The following is a 19,322-nucleotide window of genomic DNA, read 5'->3' as shown; positions in this document are numbered from 1 at the left end:
ACAAAAATTTTCAGATTTGGACATATTATCATATCAATCAGACTTTATAACTTTTTTAGAATCTCAGAAGTTCTCAAGAGAACCTAAAAACCTTTATGAACCAGTAGATTACATCTTAAGATTAGGAGGTAAGAGAATTCGCCCGATGTTAACCTTAATTGCTGCTGATGTTTTTTCAAGCGATTATCAAAAGGCATTACCTGCTGCATTCGCTGTTGAAGTTTTTCATAACTTCACTTTAGTACACGATGATATAATGGATGATGCACCTTTAAGAAGAGGTAAGGAAACTGTACACGAAAAATGGAATATAAATACAGGTATTTTATCTGGTGACGCTATGCTTATTTTGGCCTATCAATATTTTGAAAATTACGAGCCTAAAATTTTTCAAAAACTAGCACAATTATTTAGTAAAACTGCCTTAGAGGTTTGTGATGGCCAACAGTTAGATGTTGACTTTGAAACTAGAAATGATGTAACCATTGATGAATACATTAAAATGATTACGTTAAAAACATCTGTTTTAGTTGCTGCTGCTTTAAAAATGGGTGCTATTGTTGCTAACGCTAATGAAGAGCAAGCCCAACATTTATATAATTACGGTTTAAACTTAGGAATTGCTTTTCAGTTACAAGATGATTACCTAGATACCTTTGGCGACCCAGAATCTTTTGGAAAGCAAGTTGGTGGAGATATTATTGAAAACAAGAAAACATTTCTTTATTTAAAGGCTTTAGAGGTAGCTAATGATGCTGACAAAGAAAATTTACTAAAACTTTACAATGGAAAACAAAAAAACAACACTGAAAAAGTGACTACTGTTTCAGCTATTTTTAAGAAAAACAACATCCCGAAAGAAACCCACAAACTTATTGAGTACTACACAGATAAGTCTTTCGAAAGCTTAAATTACCTTACCATTTCTGGTAAGCATAAAGAAGGTTTACGTACTTTTGGCAAAAATTTAATGAGTAGAAAAGTGTAAAAAAATAGGTGTTTATTTAAAAAAGTTTTTATTTTTGCAATCCAAATTTAACTGGTCCTATAGCTCAGTTGGTTAGAGCACCTGACTCATAATCAGGGGGTCCATGGTTCGAGCCCATGTGGGACCACCTTTAAACACAAGCACTTACATATTATTTGTAGGTGCTTTTTTATTTACTTCTACAAAATTTTTCTTTTGAACCTCCTTTTTAATCAGTACCTTTGCAGCCTTATGATAAAAAAGCTCAAAGACAAAAAGAATAAACGAATATTCAGTTTTAACTTTTTAGTTTTTAGGAATCAATCAGATAAATTCATTCCTCCTTCAAAATAATCATCTTTTTTTTAAGCTAAAAAGAGGTTTTTATTATCCTTTACACTTGAAAATGTGCTTTTATGAGTACGCTTTCTTCACATTTATTAAAATTAACAATGAATTTCACAAAAAAAAGCCTAGTCTTAGTTGCTTTTTCTTTTGTTACAGTTATGTTTTCACAAGAAAAGCCTGAGGTTAAAATTGGCGGAGCACTACGATTTAACTATAACCTATCTTCTTGGAAAGACGGTCAAAAAAAGCGTGGAGGCGATTTCGGTTTCGACGTCTTTAGAATTAACGCTAAAGCAAAGTATAAAGGAATAAAGCTAAATGCCGAGTATCGTTTTTACTCTCAAAGTTTTGGGGGCGGTATGCTAAAACAAGGATGGTTAGGGTACGACTTTAACGATAACGACAATATTCAATTAGGGTTAACACAAGTGCCTTTTGGTATTACTCAATACAATTCTCATAGTTGGTTTTTTGGTATTAATTATTATTTAGGACTAGAAGATGACCATGATATGGGAGTAAAATTTACCCATAAAGGAGAGAAATGGGAATATGCCTTGGCTTTTTTTAAAAATGCTGAAGAACTTAATTTCGGAAGCAACTCTGATGTTTCTGATAGCCGATACTCTTACGATGTTGCCTCTATAGACATTGATGGAGATGGAAACCTTGATTTAAGATATAAGGAGACAAACCAATTAAATGGTAAAGTAAATTATCATTTCGGAAGTGAAAACACACAGCACCAAATAGGGTTTTCTGCTCAATATGGAGGGCTTTATAATTTAGATACTGAAGATACTTCAAGTCACCATGCTTTTGCCCTACATTACCAATTAAACGTAAAAAACTTTGATGCAAAAGCACAAGTATCTACTTACAAATACAATACTAAAAACACTACCTATAGCGATCTTATCGCTTTAACTGCCTATGGAGCTCCTTACCTTACCGCTACAGAAGCAACAACGTATACTTTAGGTGCTGCTTATACTTTTCCTGTAAAATGGAAACCTATCTCTAGCATACAAGTATATAATGATTTTGGTTACATGGATAAAGCAGCTGAAAACTTCGAAGACAGTTTAATGAATGTATTTGGCTTCTTAGTAACAGCTGGTAATGTGTATACTTATATAGATTTTGCCGCGGGAAAAGATCACCCTTGGTTAGGTCCAGTGTGGACAAATGCTTTAGCCAACGGAACACCTAATGCTGATTGGGACATGAGGTTTAACATAAATATCGGATACTATTTTTAATAGAATACATAGCACAAAACATTAACACATGAAGAAAGCAAAAAAAATAATTAGAAGTGACGAGCGAAAATCAATCTTTGGACTCGAAGTTAACGGACCTGTATTCTTCACTTCTTCAATAGTAATTATACTAAGTGTAGCTTTAACTTTACTATTTAAAGAAAGGGCACAAACATATTTTGATACAGCACAAAATTTCATAGCAAACAAAACTGGTTGGTTATTTATTTTAGCCGTAAACATTTTTGTTGCCTTTATGCTTTACTTAGCCTTTAGTAAATATGGAACTTTACGTATTGGAGGCGCAAAAGCGAAACCAGAATTCTCAACTACCTCATGGTTTTCAATGCTTTTTAGTGCTGGTATGGGAATTGGTTTACTTTTTTGGAGTATTGCTGAACCTGTTTATCATTTATCTTCACCTCCTATGGCTGACCCAAATACTGCCGCTGCTGCTAAAGAAGCTATGAACGTTACTTTTTTACACTGGGGGTTACATGCTTGGGGTATTTATGCCTTGGTAGGTTTATCGTTAGCGTATTTTACGTACTCTAGAGGACTTCCTTTAACAATTCGTTCTGTTTTTTACCCTTTTTTAGGAGATAGGATTTACGGTAGAATTGGTGATATTATAGATATTTTTGCTGTTTTGGCTACTGTTTTTGGATTAGCAACTTCTCTTGGACTGGGTGTTAAGCAAGTTGCTGCTGGTTTAGAACATGTTTTTGGTTTAGACTCAGGAATTTCACTACAAATATGGTTAATTGTCGGAATTACGTTAATTGCAACCATTTCTGTAGTTTCAGGAGTTGACAAAGGAGTAAAGTTTTTAAGTGAAATGAATATGCGTATTGCAGTACTTCTATTGCTCGCTGTGGTAATTTTAGGGCCTACTATTTTCATCTTAAAGTCCTTTGTACAAAACACAGGTAGTTATGTAAACGATTTGGTAAGCCTTTCTACTTGGGCAGAAGCCTATTCTGGAACAGAATGGCAAAACTCATGGACTATTTTTTATTGGGGATGGTGGATTGCATGGTCTCCTTTTGTAGGTATGTTTATCGCTCGTGTTTCTAAAGGAAGAACTATTAGAGAGTTTATTCTTGGAGTGTTAATTGTTCCTACTTTAATCACTTTATTCTGGATTACTGCTTTTGGAGCAACTTCTTTACACGAAATTTTAGGAGGAGATCCTACTATTGCAGATGGTGTGAACGATAATGTTGCTACTGCCCTTTTTGTATTTTTAGAAGATTTTCCATTTTCAATGGCTCTAAATATTATTGCAATTATACTTATTGCTAGTTTCTTTGTTACTTCTTCAGATTCTGGTTCTTTGGTAGTTGATAGCTTAACTTCTGGTGGAAAAATCGACGCTCCTGTTGGGCAACGTATATTTTGGGCTCTTGCTGAAGGTGCTGTAGCTGCTGTATTACTATTAGGAGGTGGTTTAAAGGCACTTCAAACTGCTTCTATTGCCACAGGTCTTCCTTTTACCTTACTTTTGTTATTAATGTGTTATTCTCTTTTTAAAGGCTTAAGGGAAGATTACAAAGAGCATCTTAAACGCTTAAATCAAAAAGAGAAGGAAGAATACCAAGAAACTGTAAAAAGATTAATAGATTCGAAAAAACAAAAACCTTAAATTATGAAAATTAAAAATATACTAGTAGCCTTAGACCTTTCTGAACTAGATGTTACACTTATTAAATACTGTAGCATGCTTGCAAAAAAGCATGAAACAGAAAATGTATATTTTATTCATAATGTAAAAAAGTATGAAATAAGTAATTTATTTTCTGAACAGTTAGAAAATATAAGCATTGAAGATATTATTGAAGAAGAGTTAGACAACAGCATTAGTAAACATTTTGATGCTGATTGTAATTATGAGTTATTAGTTTCTGACGATGCTTATACGGAAAGTTTAATTAGCTATGTTGCCAATAAATACCACGCTGATTTAATTGTTTTGGGTAATAAAAACACCTACAAAGGATCTGGATCGGTTTCAGGAAAGCTATTACGAATGGCAAAATGTAATATTCTTTCCATTCCAAAGGAAGCAAACTTAAATCCTGAAAACTTTATGGTCGCAACCGATTTTTCTTCAGCCTCTCTTAAGGCTTTTAATATTGCTTCATCTATCAACAAAAAGAAAGAATCTGTTTTAAAAATATTAAATGTTTTTAAAATACCTCAATTGTTTTTCCCATATATCAAAGTAGATAAGGCTCGTGAGAAAGTAGAAAAACATGTTGGGTTACAGTTTGAAAAGTTACTTAATAAAGTAAAAACTTCAAATGTAGAAACTTTAAAGGCTTCAGCTGGTGATGACAGTATTCCTGAAAAAATAAGGGCTGTTGCAGAGAAAGAAAAAACTGATATTTTGTTTGTTGCTGACAAAGGGCACAATAACTTTACTTCTCTTTTAGTAGGAAGTGTTACTGAAGAGTTATTTACTCATGATTTACATGTTCCTTTATGGGTAGTAAAGCGCTATATTGCTTCATAAATAATTTAAAAAAACGGCGTTGATTTTCAACGCCGTTTTTTATTACCTATTTATTGGTTTAATCTTTTTTATTTCAATTTAAAAAGGAACAATTCCGTAGGCCTCATTCAACAAAAACATACCTAAGAAGAATAATAACAAGTAAACTCCCTGTATAAACTTTATATTACTTTGTTTTAGTAGTTTAATTGTTTGCTTAGGAAAAGTAAATAAAATAACACCCTTGATTAAAGCTAGCCAACCAAACAGAGTTACCAACAGTTTACTATTTGCTTCCCATATATTATGAGCCAACACATTAAGCAAACCGATTATAATTGCAAAGAGCGAGAGAATAATTAAAAACCGTGCATCTTGTAAATTATCTACTATTTGTTTTACTCTTTTAGGATTAAAGCTTAACACAAAGAAGAAAATAATACAGTACCATCCCCAAAACTTTAGTAAAAAAACTGATATATCCATAACTCATTAATTTTACACTCTACTCAAAGATACGAATATAACTCATTGATTGCCATTATCTTTACCACAAAAACCAAGCAAACGATAACATTCTATCATAACGACTCCTGAAAAACACTTCTTTTTTATGGGTGTTTTTTCTCTTTATTTTAATTCATAAAGTATTAAATTTACTTACTTAAAAAAGTAACCTAACTATCCAATGAAAAACAACAAGCCCTTCTTTATTTTAGTGTTTATTACTGCTTTTCTTTCTTCTTGCAGTATTCTTAAAACAGCTCCTTACGACCAATACTCATTTCAAAAAACTATTGAAATAAAAATAGATGCTAATCAGCTTATCGAAAAAGCTGAAAGTTCGTACCAAGAAAATATTAACAAGATTGAAAAGTTACATAATGAAATTGCTAAAATTGTTGAATACGAGAAGTACAAACCCAACAACGAGATAACCTATAAAATGTGGTTATTATTAGCTGACCAAGACAAAAACTTACTTGCAGGTTTTTTAAAACGATGGAAAGAAAAAGATAAACTTTCACCCTTTTTTATCACGGAAGCTAAAGGGCAAATAACTGAGGCATTTAATCTGTTACTTGAATACGAAAGCAAAAAAGAACCTGCCACAAAAAACAAATTACTAGAACTTCTTTCAAACAATTAATACGCTATGGATTTCGAAAAAATATTACAAGAATTAAAAAAATCATTAGTTTCATTGTTTAGTGATAAGTTTAGTGAATTTTCACAAGAATCAAAAAAAGACATTGAACTGTTCTTAAGTGAGTCGAAAGACAAATTAGAAAGATGGACGTCTTTATTAGCACAAGGCAAGCTTACTATAGAAGATTTTGAATGGTTAGTAAAAAGCCAGAAGGATTTATTTCAAATGAAGGCTTTACAAGCTGCTGGTATTTCAAAAATAAGCTTAGGACATTTTAAAAACAAAATTGTTAAAACTATTGTAGATACAATAAAAATCATAGTTTTTTAAAACTAAAAGACCATGAATATTTATCTATTCATGGTCTTTAATTTCTCTTGACGTTCTTCTATCAAAAACTTAGGATTTTTTTGAAATTTTTCCCACAGTAATAACAACTCTTTAAAAATGGGAATCTCAGTAGCTTCTTCTCCGTATTGAAGAATCAAATGTGACAACAAATTATAACAAGCAGTATATTCTCCACACGCAATAACACTGTTTAACATACCGTTTGCCTTATCTTTTTTCGTGAACCATAAAGTAGTACCAAACGATGCACTTTTATTTGAATTTTCAATAATTGTTTCACTTATCTCTCCTGTATATTTTACAATTCCCTCCCATCCTCTCTCATTTTCTGGTCGAGTTCTTTGATTTCCTAAAGTATCTTTACATCGTAACTCATATACTGTAGAAGTAATTATTTTATTAGGGAAAGTACTGTAAATTGCATTTGCATGTTGCCTCCTATCATTTTTAAGAAAAACTACACTTGCCATACGCACCAAAGATTTTGCTCTATTAAGTATATAAAAACCTACTCTTCTCGGTGGCAAATACAGTCTTTGATCTACACCTGTTTCGTTTTGCATTAATTTAGATAATGAGAAAAATAAAAAATGAATAAACACCAAAAAAGCTAATATTACAACGCTTATTGTGTACCAAACCATCATTTTTTGAACTCCAAAAAATACCGTAACCATCAACATAAATAATAAGGTAAAAGCACTTGACACATAGGATACATATTTGCTAAACCAAGAATCAGAAGCAAACTTAAAACCCTCTCCTGGATATGGCGAAGAAACATCACACAAAAAATACAAATCATGAAGTTCTGGTTTTCCATCGCATTGGTTTTGTGCTTCAGACACAAAAACAGAAGCCCCTTGATTATCTACAATACCTCCATCCATCAATCCTATTTCCTCTAAATCATTATGTTTTGGAGTAAAATCATAGGGAAACCCTATGGGTTCAAACCCACCTGGAAATGCTGTAGAAGCTGCAATTACATCTCCTAACTTTATATCATTAATAACTCCTTTATATTTGCTATGTACTTTTCCGTTTCCAAACCTTTTTTGATTCCCTTTTATATTTTGAAACCTAAACTGATGGGTACTATCAAAATCTGTGGCATTAAAAATCACTCTTTCTAAATGCGTTTTACCTCGACTTATTGCATCTTGAACTTGCCCTAAAGTTGCATGGTTTGTTAGCTCATTGTATTCTATAGCAAACGCATTTATTGGATTCTTTCGCTTATGCTTATTTTCTAGTTGATTCCAAATTAAAGGCGATCTTAAATGACTTAATGCATTATTTGTTAATTCATCTTTAGCTAACCATGTATAGTACTCATTAAAAAAAGTTTGGAAATCTTTTTCTTCAAATTGAGATTGTGCATATTTAACCCCAGTAATTGTTCCTCCTGAAACTGTAGAAATAGCTTTTACATTTTCTAACAATCCTACTTTTTCTAACAATGATAATGTTCCTAAAGAAAAGCAAGCTGCCCTATAACCACCTCCTGAAAAACATAAGGCTATAGACTTAAATACTTCCATAGTTTTCGTGCAATTTTATTTCTTATTAATTTTACTCTCTTAAAGCATGAAGTCTAGCCACATATTTCCCAATTACATCAAACTCTAAATTCACTTTAGTACCTTTTTTGAAGTTTTTAAAGGTTGTATGCTCGTATGTGTACGGAATAATTGCCACACTAAATTCATTTTTTTTAGAGTTTACTACTGTTAGGCTTACCCCGTTTATAGTAATTGAACCTTTTTCAATAGTAATATTTGTTCCGTCAAAATCATACGAAAAAGTAAAAACTGTGCTACCATCCGCATCTGCAATATTTTCACAAACACCTGTTCCATCTACATGTCCCTGTACTATATGTCCATCTAATCGAGCTCCTAATTTCATTGCTCTTTCAAGGTTTATCTCATCTCCTACCTGTAAATCATCTATATTGGTTTTATCTAACGTTTCTTTAATAGCCGTAACCGTATATTCATCTTTATCAATCGCTACAACTGTTAAACAAACACCGTTATGTGCTACACTCTGATCTATTTTTAACTCATTAGTAATTGAGCTTTTTATTGTAAGGTGTAAATTCTCTTTTTCACGCTCAATACCTTTAACAATTCCAAGAGTTTCTATTATTCCGGTAAACATTCTATAAAAATTTAGTTACTTTTGTTAGCATCAAAAATACAACTTTACCTACGAAAGTAAACTATGGATAAAGCAAACAAAATTATTGTTGGGATTTCGGTTGGAGACATCAACGGAATTGGTATCGAAATTATTTTAAAAACATTTGAAGACAAACGAATGCTTGATTTTTGCACTCCTGTTTTATTCGCTTCAAACAAATTAATTTCATACCATAAAAAAGCTTTAAAACTTAATACCAGTATCCATGGCATTACTTCTTTAGATAAACTTGTACATGGAAAGGTTAATTTGTTAAATAGCTGGAAAGAAGAAGTTAAAATAGACCTCGGTAAAATTACTGAAGACGGAGGTAAATTTGCTTTAAAGTCACTACAAGCAGCTGTTGAAGCTTTAAGAAAGAATCAAATAGACCTTATTGTTACTGCTCCTATTAACAAGGAGAACATTCAATCAGAAGAATTTAAGTTTCCTGGTCACACAGAATACTTAGAGGAAAATTTTGACGGGAAAAGTTTAATGGTTTTAATGACAGATGAATTACGTATCGGTTTAATAACTGGCCATATTCCCGTGTCTCAAGTTGCAGAAACAATTACTCCAGAACTTATTAAGACTAAAGTTGAAACGTTGTATACTTCGTTACAACAAGATTTTAACATTAGTAAACCTAAAATTGCTGTTTTAGGTTTAAATCCACACTGTGGTGACAAAGGAATTATTGGTACTGAAGATGATGAAATTATCCGTCCAACCATTTCAGAAATTAAAGAATCAGGTAAATTAGTTTTTGGTCCGTATGCAGCCGATGGATTTTTCGGTTCAAAAACCTACGAGCAATTTGATGGAGTTTTAGCAATGTACCATGACCAAGGATTAGCTCCTTTTAAAGCTTTATCGTTTGGAAATGGTGTAAACTTTACCGCTGGATTGAGTAAAGTAAGAACCTCTCCAGACCATGGAACTGGATTTGATATTGCAGGTAAAAACAAAGCCAACCCTACATCTTTTAAAGAAGCCTTATTTACCTCATTACAAATATTTAAGAACAGAAAAGAGTATCAAGAACTTACAAAAAACGCATTAAAAGCAAAATAGTTCATTTTTTTTACTCAAAATATAAAAGTAAAAACATTTTTTATATCTTTGCACGCTCAAATTGATAGTTGTAGATGAAAGACTTAAAAGAATTCAACATACCTTTTGTAGGTTTAAAAGAAGGAAGTCATTTGTTTGAATATCAAATTGACAAAACGTTCTTTGAAGCATTTCAGTTTAACGAGTTTAACAACGCCAACGTAAAAGCTGATATTACATTTACTAAAAAAAGCACTTTGATAGAGCTTACTTTTAATATAAGCGGAACGGTTAACGTTCCTTGTGATATCACTAATGAGTTATTTGACTTACCCATTAATGGTAATTTAGATTTGGTTGTTAAGTTTGGTCATGAATTTAATGATGAACACGATGAAATTTTGATCCTTCCACATGAAGCTTATCAAGTAAATGTAGCTCAATACATTTATGAATTAATCGTATTATCAACACCGAGCAAAAGAGTACATCCAAATGTTACTGATGGTACTATGCAATCGGATGCTTTAAGAAAATTAGAAGAATTAAGAATTAACGAAGAAAAAACTGTTGAGGAAGAATCAACAGATCCTAGATGGGATAAATTAAAGGATTTACTAACAGATAAATAAGACATAAAATGGCACATCCAAAGAGAAAAATATCTAAAACTAGAAGAGATAAAAGAAGAACTCATTATAAAGCTTCTGTACCTCAAATAGCTGTTGATCCTACAACTGGAGAAGCTCATTTATACCACAGAGCTCACTGGCATGAAGGAAAACTTTATTACAGAGGTCAAGTAGTATTAGAAAGTGCTGCAGCTGAGGCTTAAAAACTAGTTTAAAAAATTAAAAAACCCTCTACTTTGAGGGTTTTTTTATGTTTTTACATCAAAAAATACTCTTTTTGATGTTTTTTTCTATAAAAAAGTGAAATAATTTTCATTACTTTGAAAACTCGTTTTACTACAAAACAAACAACTATGACTAAAATAACTGCAGCTATAACAGCGGTAGGAAAATATATTCCAGAACATGCTCTAACTAATAAAGAGCTAGAGACCATGGTAGACACAAACGATGAGTGGATTACTAGCAGAACAGGGATCAAAGAAAGAAGGATTTTAAAAGGTGAAGGCCTTGGAACTTCTTTTATGGCTATAAAAGCAGCAGAAGATTTACTTCAAAAATCAAACACAAACCCAGAAGATATAGACATGGTTATTGTAGCAACAGCTACTCCAGACATGCCTGTAGCTTCTACAGCAGCTTACACCGCTTCTAAAATAGGAGCCGTAAATGCTTTTTCTTACGACTTACAAGCTGCTTGCTCTAGTTTTTTATACGGTATGTCAACTGCATCAAGTTATATTGAAAGTGGTCGATATAAAAAAGTGTTACTAATTGGTGCTGATAAAATGTCATCAATTATAGATTATAGCGACAGAGCTACTTGTATCATCTTTGGAGATGGAGCAGGTGCTGTTTTATTTGAACCCAATAACGACGGTTTAGGGTTACAAGATGAGTATTTAAGAAGCGACGGAATTGGTCGTGATTTCTTAAAAATTGATGCAGGTGGGTCAATCTTACCAGCATCAGAACAAACTGTTAAAAACAAGCAACACTTTGTTCATCAAGAAGGAAGAACAGTATTTAAGTTTGCTGTTTCTAACATGGCAGATGTTTCTGAAAAAATGTTAACCAGAAATAACTTAACAAAAGAAGACATTCAGTGGTTAGTTCCACACCAAGCAAATAAAAGAATCATTGAAGCTACAGCAAATAGAGTTGGCTTAGAAGATGATAAAGTAATGATGAATATTCATAAGTACGGAAATACTACTTCTGCTACTTTACCGTTGTTACTTGCTGATTATGAAAAAGAGTTGAAAAAAGGAGATAATTTAATTTTTGCTGCATTTGGTGGTGGTTTCACATGGGGAGCTATCTACTTAAAATGGGCATATAACTCATAACTAAACAACTAAAATTTAGGAAAATGGACATTAAAGAAATTCAAAGTCTTATAAAGTTTGTAGCTAAGTCAGGTGCAAGTGAAGTAAAGCTAGAAATGGAAGATATTAAAATCACCATTAAAACTGGAAGCGAAACTCCTGAAACTACTATTATACAAGCTCCTGCTCCTGTAGCGGCAGCTCCACAAATGGTAGCCGCAGCCCCTGCACAACCAGCTACTCCTGCTTCAACCCCAGTAGCAGCCGAAACTACAGACGACTCAAAATATGTAACTATAAAATCACCTATCATTGGTACTTTTTACAGAAAGCCTTCTCCAGACAAACCTAATTTTGCTGAAGTGGGAACTGAAGTAAAAGTTGGTGATACTGTTTGTATCATTGAAGCAATGAAGTTATTTAACGAAATTGAATCAGAAGTATCTGGTAAAGTCGTTAAAGTGTTAGTGGACGATTCTTCTCCTGTAGAATTTGATCAACCATTATTTTTAGTAGACCCATCATAATTTTTGGTTTAGAAGTTTTAAGTTTAGAAGTTTAGTACATCGCTAAACTCTTAAACAACTAAACCCAATAAACTCATAAACTAAAAGACATGTTTAAAAAGATATTAATTGCCAATAGAGGCGAAATCGCGCTACGTGTAATTAGAACCTGTAAAGAGATGGGTATTAAAACAGTAGCTGTTTACTCTAAAGCAGATGCTGAAAGTTTACACGTAAGATTTGCTGATGAAGCGGTATGTATTGGACCTGCACCAAGTAGCGAGTCTTATTTAAAAATGGATCGTATCATTGCTGCAGCGGAGATTACGAACGCTGATGGAATTCATCCAGGGTATGGTTTCTTAGCAGAAAATGCTAAGTTTTCAAAATTGTGTGAAGAGCACGAAATTAAATTTATCGGAGCTTCTCCTGAGATGATTGACCGTATGGGAGACAAAGCAAACGCTAAAGCCACCATGAAAGCTGCTGGAGTACCTTGTGTACCAGGTAGTGATGGAGTGATCTCTACTTTTGAAGACTGTGAAAAAGTCGCTGTAGAAACAGGATACCCTGTAATGCTAAAGGCCTCTGCTGGTGGCGGTGGTAAAGGTATGCGTGCTGTTTGGAAAGCTGAAGATTTAAAAGATGCTTGGGATTCTGCTAGACAAGAATCAAAAGCTGCTTTTGGAAATGATGATATGTATATGGAGAAGTTAATTGAAGAGCCTCGCCATATCGAAATTCAAGTAGTAGGCGATGCTTATGGTAAAGCTTGTCACTTATCAGAAAGAGACTGTTCAGTACAACGTCGTCACCAAAAATTAACGGAAGAAACGCCTTCTCCTTTCATGACGGAAGAATTACGTGATGCTATGGGAACTGCTGCTGTTAAGGCTGCTGAATACATTAAGTATGAAGGTGCTGGAACGGTTGAATTTTTAGTAGACAAACACCGTAACTTCTACTTCATGGAAATGAATACACGTATTCAAGTAGAACACCCAATTACTGAAGAAGTTGTTGATTACGATTTAATTCGTGAGCAAATTTTAGTTGCGGCTGGTGTACCTATTTCTGGTAAAAATTACAAGCCACAATTACACTCTATTGAATGTAGAATTAATGCAGAAGATCCGTATAACGGATTTAGACCTGCGCCAGGAAAAATCACTTCATACCATGCTCCAGGTGGTCATGGTGTACGTATCGATACTCACGTATATGCGGGGTATATGATTCCACCAAACTACGATTCTATGATTTCTAAGTTAATTGTTACTGCACAAACTCGTGAAGAAGCAATCAACAAGATGAAGCGTGCATTAGATGAGTATGTTATTGAAGGTGTAAAAACAACGATTCCTTTCCACAGACAATTAATGGATCATCCAGATTATGTAGCGGGTAATTATACCACTAAATTTATGGAAGATTTTGAAATGGAAGCATAACAAATTTCAACATACAATAAAAAATCAGTGAGTAACTTCACTGATTTTTTTATTTCCTAAATTCGCATAATGAATTTTTTATATAACATATCTCTTTTCATTGCATCGATACTCTTGCCTTTAATAGCTTTATTTAACAAAAAAATAAAGCTATTTTATGAAGGAAGAAAAGAAACCTTCACTAAACTTAATAATATTTCTAAAACTGACAAGGTAATTTGGTTTCATGCAGCTTCTTTAGGTGAATTTGAACAAGGAAGACCTATTATTGAAGAGTTAAAGCAAGACTATAAAAACCATAAAATTCTAGTTACTTTTTTTTCTCCTTCTGGTTATGAAGTCAGGAAAAACTATCCGTTGGCAGATGTAATTTGTTACTTGCCTCTCGATACAAAATCAAACGTTAAAAAATTCATCAAACAGGTACATCCAGAAATGGCTGTTATGATTAAATATGAATTTTGGCCTAACCTCCTTTCAGAATTAAAAAAGCAAGAGGTTCCTACAATTTTAATCTCAGGTATTTTTAGAAAAAAGCAATCTTTTTTTAAGTGGTACGGAGGTTTTATGCGTAAAAAATTGACAGCGTTTAATCACTTTTTTGTGCAAAACCAAACTTCTAAAAACCTATTAAATTCTATTGATTTCCACAATGTAACCATTGCTGGTGATACGCGATTTGATCGCGTATACGATATTTTACAGCAAAACAATTCTTTAGACTTTATTTCTAAGTTTAAAAACAATCAACATACCGTCATTGCAGGTAGTACATGGAAAGAAGACGAAGAATTGATTATTGACTATATTAATAATCACGCCACTGATGACGAAAAGTTTATTATTGCTCCACATAATATTCATCAGAAACAAATAAAAGAGCTACAAAATTCAATCCATAAAAAAACGGTTTTATTTTCTGAAAAAGACAAGAAAAAATTAGCTGGATATCAAGTATTTATTATTGACACCATTGGTTTACTCACTAAAATTTATTCGTATGCTGATGTAGCCTATGTAGGTGGTGGATTAGCAACTGGTTTACACAACATTTTAGAACCTGCTACTTTTGGCATTCCTATTATTTTTGGAGGTGTTAAGTATAAAAAATTTCAAGAAGCAACCGACTTACTAAAACTTGGAAGTGTTACAATTGTTACAAATAGGAAGGAATTAAACTCTAACTTTGCATTACTAAAAAACAATGATGATTTAAGAGCTCATATGGGTAACACAAATTATACATACATAAAAAACAATATTGGAGCTACCAAAACCATAATGGACTACATTAAAAAACTTTTATAATGGATTTTATCATACAACCTTGGCCGTGGTTTGTTTCAGGGCCACTCATCGCCATAATACTTTTTTTATTCTTTTACCACGGAAAAAATTTTGGTGTTTCTACCAACCTAGAAACCATGTGTACCATGGCAGGAGCTGGTAAAGTATCTAGTTACTTTAAAAAGGATTGGAAAGAACGCGATTGGGCTATTGTTTTTTTAATTGGTTTAGTAATTGGAGGATATATAGCCATCAACTACCTCTCTGCTACACCAGGAATTGATTTAAACCCAACAACAGTTAGTGAATTAGCTAATTTAGGCTTTTCTGATGCAGGAGAAACCTATGTACCAAACGAAATTTTTAGTATTGAAAGCATGTTAACCTTAAAAGGTTTTACAATTTTATTAGTTGCTGGAATTTTAATCGGATTTGGAACTCGTTATGCAGGTGGTTGTACTTCAGGACATGCTATTACAGGTTTAAGTAGTTTTCAATTACCTTCTTTAATTGCAGTACTTGGTTTTTTTATTGGTGGTTTATTTATGATTTGGGTATTATTCCCTTTAATTTTTGGTTAAGATGAAGAATATAAAATTTTTAATTATCGGTATTGTTTTCGGAATTATTTTATCGAAATCTGAAGCTGTTTCTTGGTATCGTATTTATGAAATGTTTAAATTCCAATCATTTCACATGTATGGTATCATTGGTTCTTCTGTGGCTATCTCTGCTATATTTATGTATTTCTTTAAAAGTGGAAAGGTTAAAGATTACTTAGGAAACCAAATCAACATTAAAGAAAAGAAGAAAGGATTTATAAGAACTTTAGTTGGCGGCACTATCTTCGGATTGGGTTGGGCATTGGCAGGTGCTTGTCCTGCTCCTATTTTTGTTTTAATAGGTCAAGGAATACTCCCGATGATTATTGTGCTCTTAGGAGCGCTCTTAGGTGCTTTTATTTATGGTTTATTGAGTAAGAAGTTACCTAATTAATCTTTTAGTAACAGCCTTTCAAAAACACCAGAATTCGTATTATCTACCACTTTCCAATTGTAAATTTTAGAAAGCTGGTAAAGTTTAGACAATTCTTCAAATAAGCGTGTTTTAGCATCTTTTTGTAGTTGAGATACAGTTATTGTCGATTTAATCTTTTCAATCGCTTTAACATTCAACTTATTCAGTTCTTGTTTAGAAAAGGTATTAAACTGACTTTGTTGTAAATCAAAATACTTAATATCAGGAGATATAACTAGTTCTTCTTCAGGAATTTTATTAATGATGATTTGTTTACCAATACTGTCTATCTGGATTTCTAGTTCTGATAAATCATAACCTACCTCAACTTTAGCATTTACAGAAAGCATTGCTTTCTTTTCAAATGTAAGGTATCCATAAAAATATTTTCTTGCATCCGTAAAGCTGTACATTTCAGAGAAATTCCCTTCTGAAACCACTAACTTACTTAGGTTTTGAATTCCGTTTAATACTACTTGAATTTCTTCTTGCTCGTACTTTTCTTCTTTCTTTTCGTACCATAGTTTTGCAATTAAAAATCCCAGTATAAAAGCAGCAAGATATTTTAATAAACGCATAGTTTTCTTTTTCTATAAATATAAAAAAAGTATCTAAAGTCTTTTATAAAACTTGTTTTGTTTCTTTTTCTTCCTTAGGAAATGCCTGTTTATTAAAAATAAACAACAAGGCTACCCCTATAGTAATCCAAGAATCTGCTCCGTTAAATATCGCGTTAAAAAAAGTAAAACTCTCCCCTTCGTAAATAGGAAAGTATAACATATCTACTACTTTTCCGTGGAATAGTTCTCCGTAAGGATTATCTGAAAAAAGTGTTGCCACGTTGTGGTATGAAGAATCAAAAATAATTCCATAAAAAACAGAATCGATAATATTACCTACTGCTCCTGCTAAAATTAATGCAATAGCAATAATAACAGCGGTGTGCGCCTTTCGTTTTATAGTTTGCCACAGCCAATACACAATACCTGTAACCGCAATAACTCTAAATAAGGTTAAAAACAGTTTTCCTGCTTTACCCCCAAATTCAAAGCCCCATGCCATTCCATTGTTCTCCGTAAAATGGATTCTAAACCAATCATTGAAAACAACAACTTCTTCACCTAATTGAAAATGTGTTTTAATGTAAATTTTACTAATTTGATCAATTAAAATTGCCAAAATTACAGTAAGTATTGCGATGTGTTTTTTAGACATTTTTTCTATTTAATGGAAACAAAAATAAGAAAACTATTTTTATGTTTTTCTTCTGATTTATAGAAAGAAAAAGACCAATAGACTTTTAGTCATACTGGTCTTAACTTATATTAATAAAAAGAAACTATCCTTTTAACCAAGCTTTTCTTAGTTCTTTTTGCTTTTGTGTTGCATTAGGATCATCTTTTAAACTAGTTCCTTTTGTATATGATTGAGTTAAAGTTGTTTTAATAACCACCTCTTTACCATCTCTTTCTAATTTTACTTCAACTTCGTTTCCTGGTTGCCACATAAACATTTTCGTAAAAATTTGATTTGCACTTTCCTTTGTCACAGCCACTCCATCAACTTCTTTGATTGCATCATTAGGTTGTGCTCCATTTTCAGCCCAAAAGCTGTTGTCTTTTACAGCTTCTGTAAATCGGATAGTTTGTGTCGCTTTATCTGGTCTAACAATCATAGCTCCATCATTTTGGATATAATTTGTTTTCACTTTTGATTCATCTAACACTAATCCTGCTTTAGCAAAAAACTCATTATAATTAATTGGTGTACCTCCTACTACGTGTGTGTTTAAAAACGCTCCTATTGATGGATATGTCATTTCAGTAATTTCTCCAATTAACTTATCATCTTCAAATGGTTTGTTTTTCCCATATTTTAATGACAACTCTTTCATTAATGATAACACACCTCTATTTCCATTACTTTCTTCACGCATTAAAATATCAATACACATACCTATTAAAGCTCCTTTTTGGTAAACATTGTAATACTGAGAAGCATAAGGCTCGTCTAATACATTTTCACTCATTTTAGTAAAACTCATAGCGTCATTCATGGAAGATGCAGTTTTAATTTTACCCATAATTTTACTGTAAAACTCATCTTCTGTTACTAAACCTTGATTTACTTGAAATAATGTAGCAAAGTATTCTGTAATTCCTTCATACATCCATAAGTGTTTTGAGAATGTTGGTTGATTGTAATCGAAATAATGTACGTCTTCTGAATGTACACTTAACGGAGTTACGATATGGAAAAACTCATGAGATACTACATCTATCATACTTTTTGCTAATGCTTCATCTGACATTGCTTCTGGTAATACTACTACTGTTGATGTGTGATGTTCTAAAGCTCCAAATCCTTTAGGTGCTTTTTCAGTTCCATCAGATAGATATAAATAAATATCGTAACGAGCAGTACTGTTAACACTTCCTAAGTATGCTTTTTGTGCTTGCATCATTTTCTTCATAACTTTTTTAAGCTTTTCTGCTGAGTGCTTTTTGTTTGGAGAGTATACACTTAATACAATTTTAATATCACCTACTTTGAACTCTTCTACATCTAGTTCTCCGTAAAACATCGGGTTGTCTGTAATATCAAAATAACGTGGAGCAAAATAGCTTGAAGTTAACGTTGATCCATCTTCACTTGTTTTTGTTCCTACTTCTTGTAATGCTGAAGTTCTTTTAAAGTTAGTAGGCGAAACAACATCTAACTTATATTGATTATTTTTTAAAGAATCAAAATACCCTACAAATCCATGAAGGTTTAACACATAGTTTGTAGACTCAATATTAGTTCCTGCTGGTGAAAATGGGGTGTCTCCTCCAATTCCTCCTGAGACTTCCATATCAAAAGTATCATTTACTAAATACGTTACTTTATCTAATTTTTCAGCATTGGTAATTTCCCATGTATTGGTATCAACTTTTGTAACTTCTAATTCATTTCCTTCATAATCTAAAGCCTTAAAGCTATCTATATATTTACCAAAATCACTTACAGAATAAGTTCCTTGTACCACTCTTGGTAAGCGATAGGTTACTTTTTCAACTGTAAATCTACCTGGGTTGACTATTACAGGTACTTTATCGTTATCAACCTTTGTTAGGTCTAAAGTTGTTACAATTGGGGTTTGAACAGCTAAATCGTTTGTTGTTTTTTTTGTGGAATTACAGCTTATTAATAACAATGCTGCAATGGCTGCGGTTAGTATACTTTTGTTCATTTCTTAGTTTTTAATTAACCATTAGACAAAGTAACTTATATTTTGTTACGTGTA

The 19,322-nt window shown here is 32.5% G+C and carries 21 protein-coding genes and 1 tRNA gene; 16 read left to right on the top strand and 6 right to left on the bottom strand.

All coding sequences use genetic code 11. The features are described 5' to 3' along the window. Nucleotides 1–16 precede the first annotated feature (16 nt). The 5 genes from C7448_RS03420 to C7448_RS03400 all read left to right on the top strand — a co-directional run bounded on the left by C7448_RS03420 (nt 17) and on the right by C7448_RS03400 (nt 5,092). Nucleotides 17–988 (top strand): polyprenyl synthetase family protein, encoded by a 972-nt coding sequence (locus tag C7448_RS03420; RefSeq protein ID WP_245939421.1) that lies wholly within the window; start codon nt 17–19, stop codon nt 986–988. A 53-nt stretch (nt 989–1,041) separates the two neighbouring features. Further along, nucleotides 1,042–1,115: transfer RNA gene (locus C7448_RS03415), tRNA-Ile, on the top strand. Between the two features lie 268 nt (nt 1,116–1,383). Beyond that, nucleotides 1,384–2,577 carry a hypothetical protein gene (locus tag C7448_RS03410; RefSeq protein ID WP_245939420.1) on the top strand — a complete coding sequence of 398 codons (1,194 nt, stop codon included), beginning with the start codon at nt 1,384–1,386 and terminating at the stop codon, nt 2,575–2,577. A gap of 28 nt (nt 2,578–2,605) precedes the next feature. Further along, nucleotides 2,606–4,222, top strand: a complete 1,617-nt coding sequence (locus tag C7448_RS03405; protein ID WP_115899938.1) for a BCCT family transporter — start codon at nt 2,606–2,608, stop codon at nt 4,220–4,222. A 3-nt stretch (nt 4,223–4,225) separates the two neighbouring features. Next, complete coding sequence (locus tag C7448_RS03400; protein ID WP_115899937.1) at nt 4,226–5,092, top strand: universal stress protein; 867 nt, start codon at nt 4,226–4,228, stop codon at nt 5,090–5,092. Between the two features lie 78 nt (nt 5,093–5,170). Here C7448_RS03400 and C7448_RS03395 read toward each other — a convergent pair whose 3' ends face one another. After that, complete coding sequence (locus C7448_RS03395; RefSeq protein ID WP_115899936.1) at nt 5,171–5,557, bottom strand: hypothetical protein; 387 nt, start codon at nt 5,555–5,557, stop codon at nt 5,171–5,173. Between the two features lie 202 nt (nt 5,558–5,759). Here C7448_RS03395 and C7448_RS03390 point away from each other — a divergent pair, with 202 nt between their 5' ends. Continuing rightward, nucleotides 5,760–6,221, top strand: a complete 462-nt coding sequence (locus tag C7448_RS03390) for a hypothetical protein (protein WP_115899935.1) — start codon at nt 5,760–5,762, stop codon at nt 6,219–6,221. Nucleotides 6,222–6,227: 6 nt separating this feature from the next. Beyond that, a complete protein-coding gene (locus C7448_RS03385) occupies nt 6,228–6,551 on the top strand; it encodes a hypothetical protein (RefSeq protein ID WP_115899934.1) in 324 nt (107 codons plus the stop codon). Nucleotides 6,552–6,571: 20 nt separating this feature from the next. On the opposite strand, the gene C7448_RS03380 is transcribed toward C7448_RS03385, so the two are convergent. Both C7448_RS03380 and C7448_RS03375 read right to left on the bottom strand, forming a co-directional pair. Continuing rightward, entirely contained in the window at nt 6,572–8,116 is a 1,545-nt protein-coding gene (locus C7448_RS03380; protein ID WP_115899933.1) for a patatin-like phospholipase family protein, read from the bottom strand. 31 nt (nt 8,117–8,147) lie between these two features. Continuing rightward, nucleotides 8,148–8,738, bottom strand: a complete 591-nt coding sequence (locus tag C7448_RS03375) for a riboflavin synthase (protein WP_115899932.1) — start codon at nt 8,736–8,738, stop codon at nt 8,148–8,150. A 63-nt stretch (nt 8,739–8,801) separates the two neighbouring features. On the opposite strand from C7448_RS03375, the gene pdxA reads away from it, so the two are divergent. The 9 genes from pdxA (at nt 8,802) to C7448_RS03330 (ending at nt 16,015) form a co-directional block, all read left to right on the top strand. Continuing rightward, nucleotides 8,802–9,836: a 4-hydroxythreonine-4-phosphate dehydrogenase PdxA gene (gene pdxA / locus C7448_RS03370; RefSeq protein WP_115899931.1), complete on the top strand. Its 1,035-nt coding sequence runs from the start codon at nt 8,802–8,804 to the stop codon at nt 9,834–9,836. A gap of 74 nt (nt 9,837–9,910) precedes the next feature. Then, entirely contained in the window at nt 9,911–10,447 is a 537-nt protein-coding gene (locus C7448_RS03365) for a YceD family protein (RefSeq protein WP_115899930.1), read from the top strand. Nucleotides 10,448–10,455: 8 nt separating this feature from the next. Beyond that, nucleotides 10,456–10,650: a 50S ribosomal protein L32 gene (gene rpmF / locus C7448_RS03360; RefSeq protein WP_047789948.1), complete on the top strand. Its 195-nt coding sequence runs from the start codon at nt 10,456–10,458 to the stop codon at nt 10,648–10,650. A gap of 150 nt (nt 10,651–10,800) precedes the next feature. Next, nucleotides 10,801–11,796: a beta-ketoacyl-ACP synthase III gene (locus tag C7448_RS03355; RefSeq protein ID WP_115899929.1), complete on the top strand. Its 996-nt coding sequence runs from the start codon at nt 10,801–10,803 to the stop codon at nt 11,794–11,796. Between the two features lie 23 nt (nt 11,797–11,819). Beyond that, nucleotides 11,820–12,302 (top strand): acetyl-CoA carboxylase biotin carboxyl carrier protein, encoded by a 483-nt coding sequence (gene accB / locus C7448_RS03350; protein WP_115899928.1) that lies wholly within the window; start codon nt 11,820–11,822, stop codon nt 12,300–12,302. Nucleotides 12,303–12,391: 89 nt separating this feature from the next. Next, nucleotides 12,392–13,732 carry an acetyl-CoA carboxylase biotin carboxylase subunit gene (gene accC / locus C7448_RS03345; protein ID WP_115899927.1) on the top strand — a complete coding sequence of 447 codons (1,341 nt, stop codon included), beginning with the start codon at nt 12,392–12,394 and terminating at the stop codon, nt 13,730–13,732. A gap of 69 nt (nt 13,733–13,801) precedes the next feature. Beyond that, the gene (locus C7448_RS03340; protein ID WP_115899926.1) at nt 13,802–15,040 is read left to right on the top strand and encodes a 3-deoxy-D-manno-octulosonic acid transferase; all 1,239 of its coding nucleotides are present in this window, start codon (nt 13,802–13,804) and stop codon (nt 15,038–15,040) included. After that, nucleotides 15,040–15,600 (top strand): YeeE/YedE family protein, encoded by a 561-nt coding sequence (locus tag C7448_RS03335; RefSeq protein ID WP_115899925.1) that lies wholly within the window; start codon nt 15,040–15,042, stop codon nt 15,598–15,600. Before C7448_RS03340 ends, C7448_RS03335 begins: the two co-directional genes overlap by 1 nt. Nucleotide 15,601: 1 nt before the next feature. Continuing rightward, complete coding sequence (locus C7448_RS03330) at nt 15,602–16,015, top strand: DUF6691 family protein (protein ID WP_115899924.1); 414 nt, start codon at nt 15,602–15,604, stop codon at nt 16,013–16,015. On the opposite strand, the gene C7448_RS03325 is transcribed toward C7448_RS03330, so the two are convergent. The 3 genes from C7448_RS03325 to C7448_RS03315 all read right to left on the bottom strand — a co-directional run bounded on the left by C7448_RS03325 (nt 16,012) and on the right by C7448_RS03315 (nt 19,268). After that, nucleotides 16,012–16,614, bottom strand: coding sequence for a DUF4230 domain-containing protein (locus C7448_RS03325; protein WP_115899923.1), 603 nt, complete (start codon nt 16,612–16,614; stop codon nt 16,012–16,014). The two genes, C7448_RS03330 and C7448_RS03325, sit on opposite strands and share 4 nt — an antisense overlap. A gap of 43 nt (nt 16,615–16,657) precedes the next feature. Further along, nucleotides 16,658–17,251 carry a lipoprotein signal peptidase gene (locus C7448_RS03320; RefSeq protein ID WP_115899922.1) on the bottom strand — a complete coding sequence of 198 codons (594 nt, stop codon included), beginning with the start codon at nt 17,249–17,251 and terminating at the stop codon, nt 16,658–16,660. Between the two features lie 124 nt (nt 17,252–17,375). Further along, complete coding sequence (locus tag C7448_RS03315; RefSeq protein WP_115899921.1) at nt 17,376–19,268, bottom strand: M61 family metallopeptidase; 1,893 nt, start codon at nt 19,266–19,268, stop codon at nt 17,376–17,378. Nucleotides 19,269–19,322: the final 54 nt, after the last annotated feature.

Source organism: Tenacibaculum gallaicum (assembly GCF_003387615.1).
Classification (GTDB): Bacteria; Bacteroidota; Bacteroidia; order Flavobacteriales; family Flavobacteriaceae; genus Polaribacter; species Polaribacter gallaicus.
Note: the sequence above shows the minus strand (reverse complement) of the source record. Positions and strands in the feature narration are given on the sequence as shown.

What these genes read in the sequence shown, in the direction of transcription:
- C7448_RS03410 (WP_245939420.1), top strand. Translation starts at nt 1,384, where the DNA reads ATGAGTACGCTTTCTTCACATTTATTAAAATTAACAATGAATTTCACA.
- C7448_RS03405 (WP_115899938.1), top strand. Translation starts at nt 2,606, where the DNA reads ATGAAGAAAGCAAAAAAAATAATTAGAAGTGACGAGCGAAAATCAATC.
- C7448_RS03400 (WP_115899937.1), top strand. Translation starts at nt 4,226, where the DNA reads ATGAAAATTAAAAATATACTAGTAGCCTTAGACCTTTCTGAACTAGAT.
- C7448_RS03395 (WP_115899936.1), bottom strand. Translation starts at nt 5,557, where the DNA reads ATGGATATATCAGTTTTTTTACTAAAGTTTTGGGGATGGTACTGTATT.
- C7448_RS03390 (WP_115899935.1), top strand. Translation starts at nt 5,760, where the DNA reads ATGAAAAACAACAAGCCCTTCTTTATTTTAGTGTTTATTACTGCTTTT.
- C7448_RS03385 (WP_115899934.1), top strand. Translation starts at nt 6,228, where the DNA reads ATGGATTTCGAAAAAATATTACAAGAATTAAAAAAATCATTAGTTTCA.
- C7448_RS03380 (WP_115899933.1), bottom strand. Translation starts at nt 8,116, where the DNA reads ATGGAAGTATTTAAGTCTATAGCCTTATGTTTTTCAGGAGGTGGTTAT.
- C7448_RS03375 (WP_115899932.1), bottom strand. Translation starts at nt 8,738, where the DNA reads ATGTTTACCGGAATAATAGAAACTCTTGGAATTGTTAAAGGTATTGAG.
- pdxA (WP_115899931.1), top strand. Translation starts at nt 8,802, where the DNA reads ATGGATAAAGCAAACAAAATTATTGTTGGGATTTCGGTTGGAGACATC.
- C7448_RS03365 (WP_115899930.1), top strand. Translation starts at nt 9,911, where the DNA reads ATGAAAGACTTAAAAGAATTCAACATACCTTTTGTAGGTTTAAAAGAA.
- rpmF (WP_047789948.1), top strand. Translation starts at nt 10,456, where the DNA reads ATGGCACATCCAAAGAGAAAAATATCTAAAACTAGAAGAGATAAAAGA.
- C7448_RS03355 (WP_115899929.1), top strand. Translation starts at nt 10,801, where the DNA reads ATGACTAAAATAACTGCAGCTATAACAGCGGTAGGAAAATATATTCCA.
- accB (WP_115899928.1), top strand. Translation starts at nt 11,820, where the DNA reads ATGGACATTAAAGAAATTCAAAGTCTTATAAAGTTTGTAGCTAAGTCA.
- accC (WP_115899927.1), top strand. Translation starts at nt 12,392, where the DNA reads ATGTTTAAAAAGATATTAATTGCCAATAGAGGCGAAATCGCGCTACGT.
- C7448_RS03340 (WP_115899926.1), top strand. Translation starts at nt 13,802, where the DNA reads ATGAATTTTTTATATAACATATCTCTTTTCATTGCATCGATACTCTTG.
- C7448_RS03335 (WP_115899925.1), top strand. Translation starts at nt 15,040, where the DNA reads ATGGATTTTATCATACAACCTTGGCCGTGGTTTGTTTCAGGGCCACTC.
- C7448_RS03330 (WP_115899924.1), top strand. Translation starts at nt 15,602, where the DNA reads ATGAAGAATATAAAATTTTTAATTATCGGTATTGTTTTCGGAATTATT.
- C7448_RS03325 (WP_115899923.1), bottom strand. Translation starts at nt 16,614, where the DNA reads ATGCGTTTATTAAAATATCTTGCTGCTTTTATACTGGGATTTTTAATT.
- C7448_RS03320 (WP_115899922.1), bottom strand. Translation starts at nt 17,251, where the DNA reads ATGTCTAAAAAACACATCGCAATACTTACTGTAATTTTGGCAATTTTA.
- C7448_RS03315 (WP_115899921.1), bottom strand. Translation starts at nt 19,268, where the DNA reads ATGAACAAAAGTATACTAACCGCAGCCATTGCAGCATTGTTATTAATA.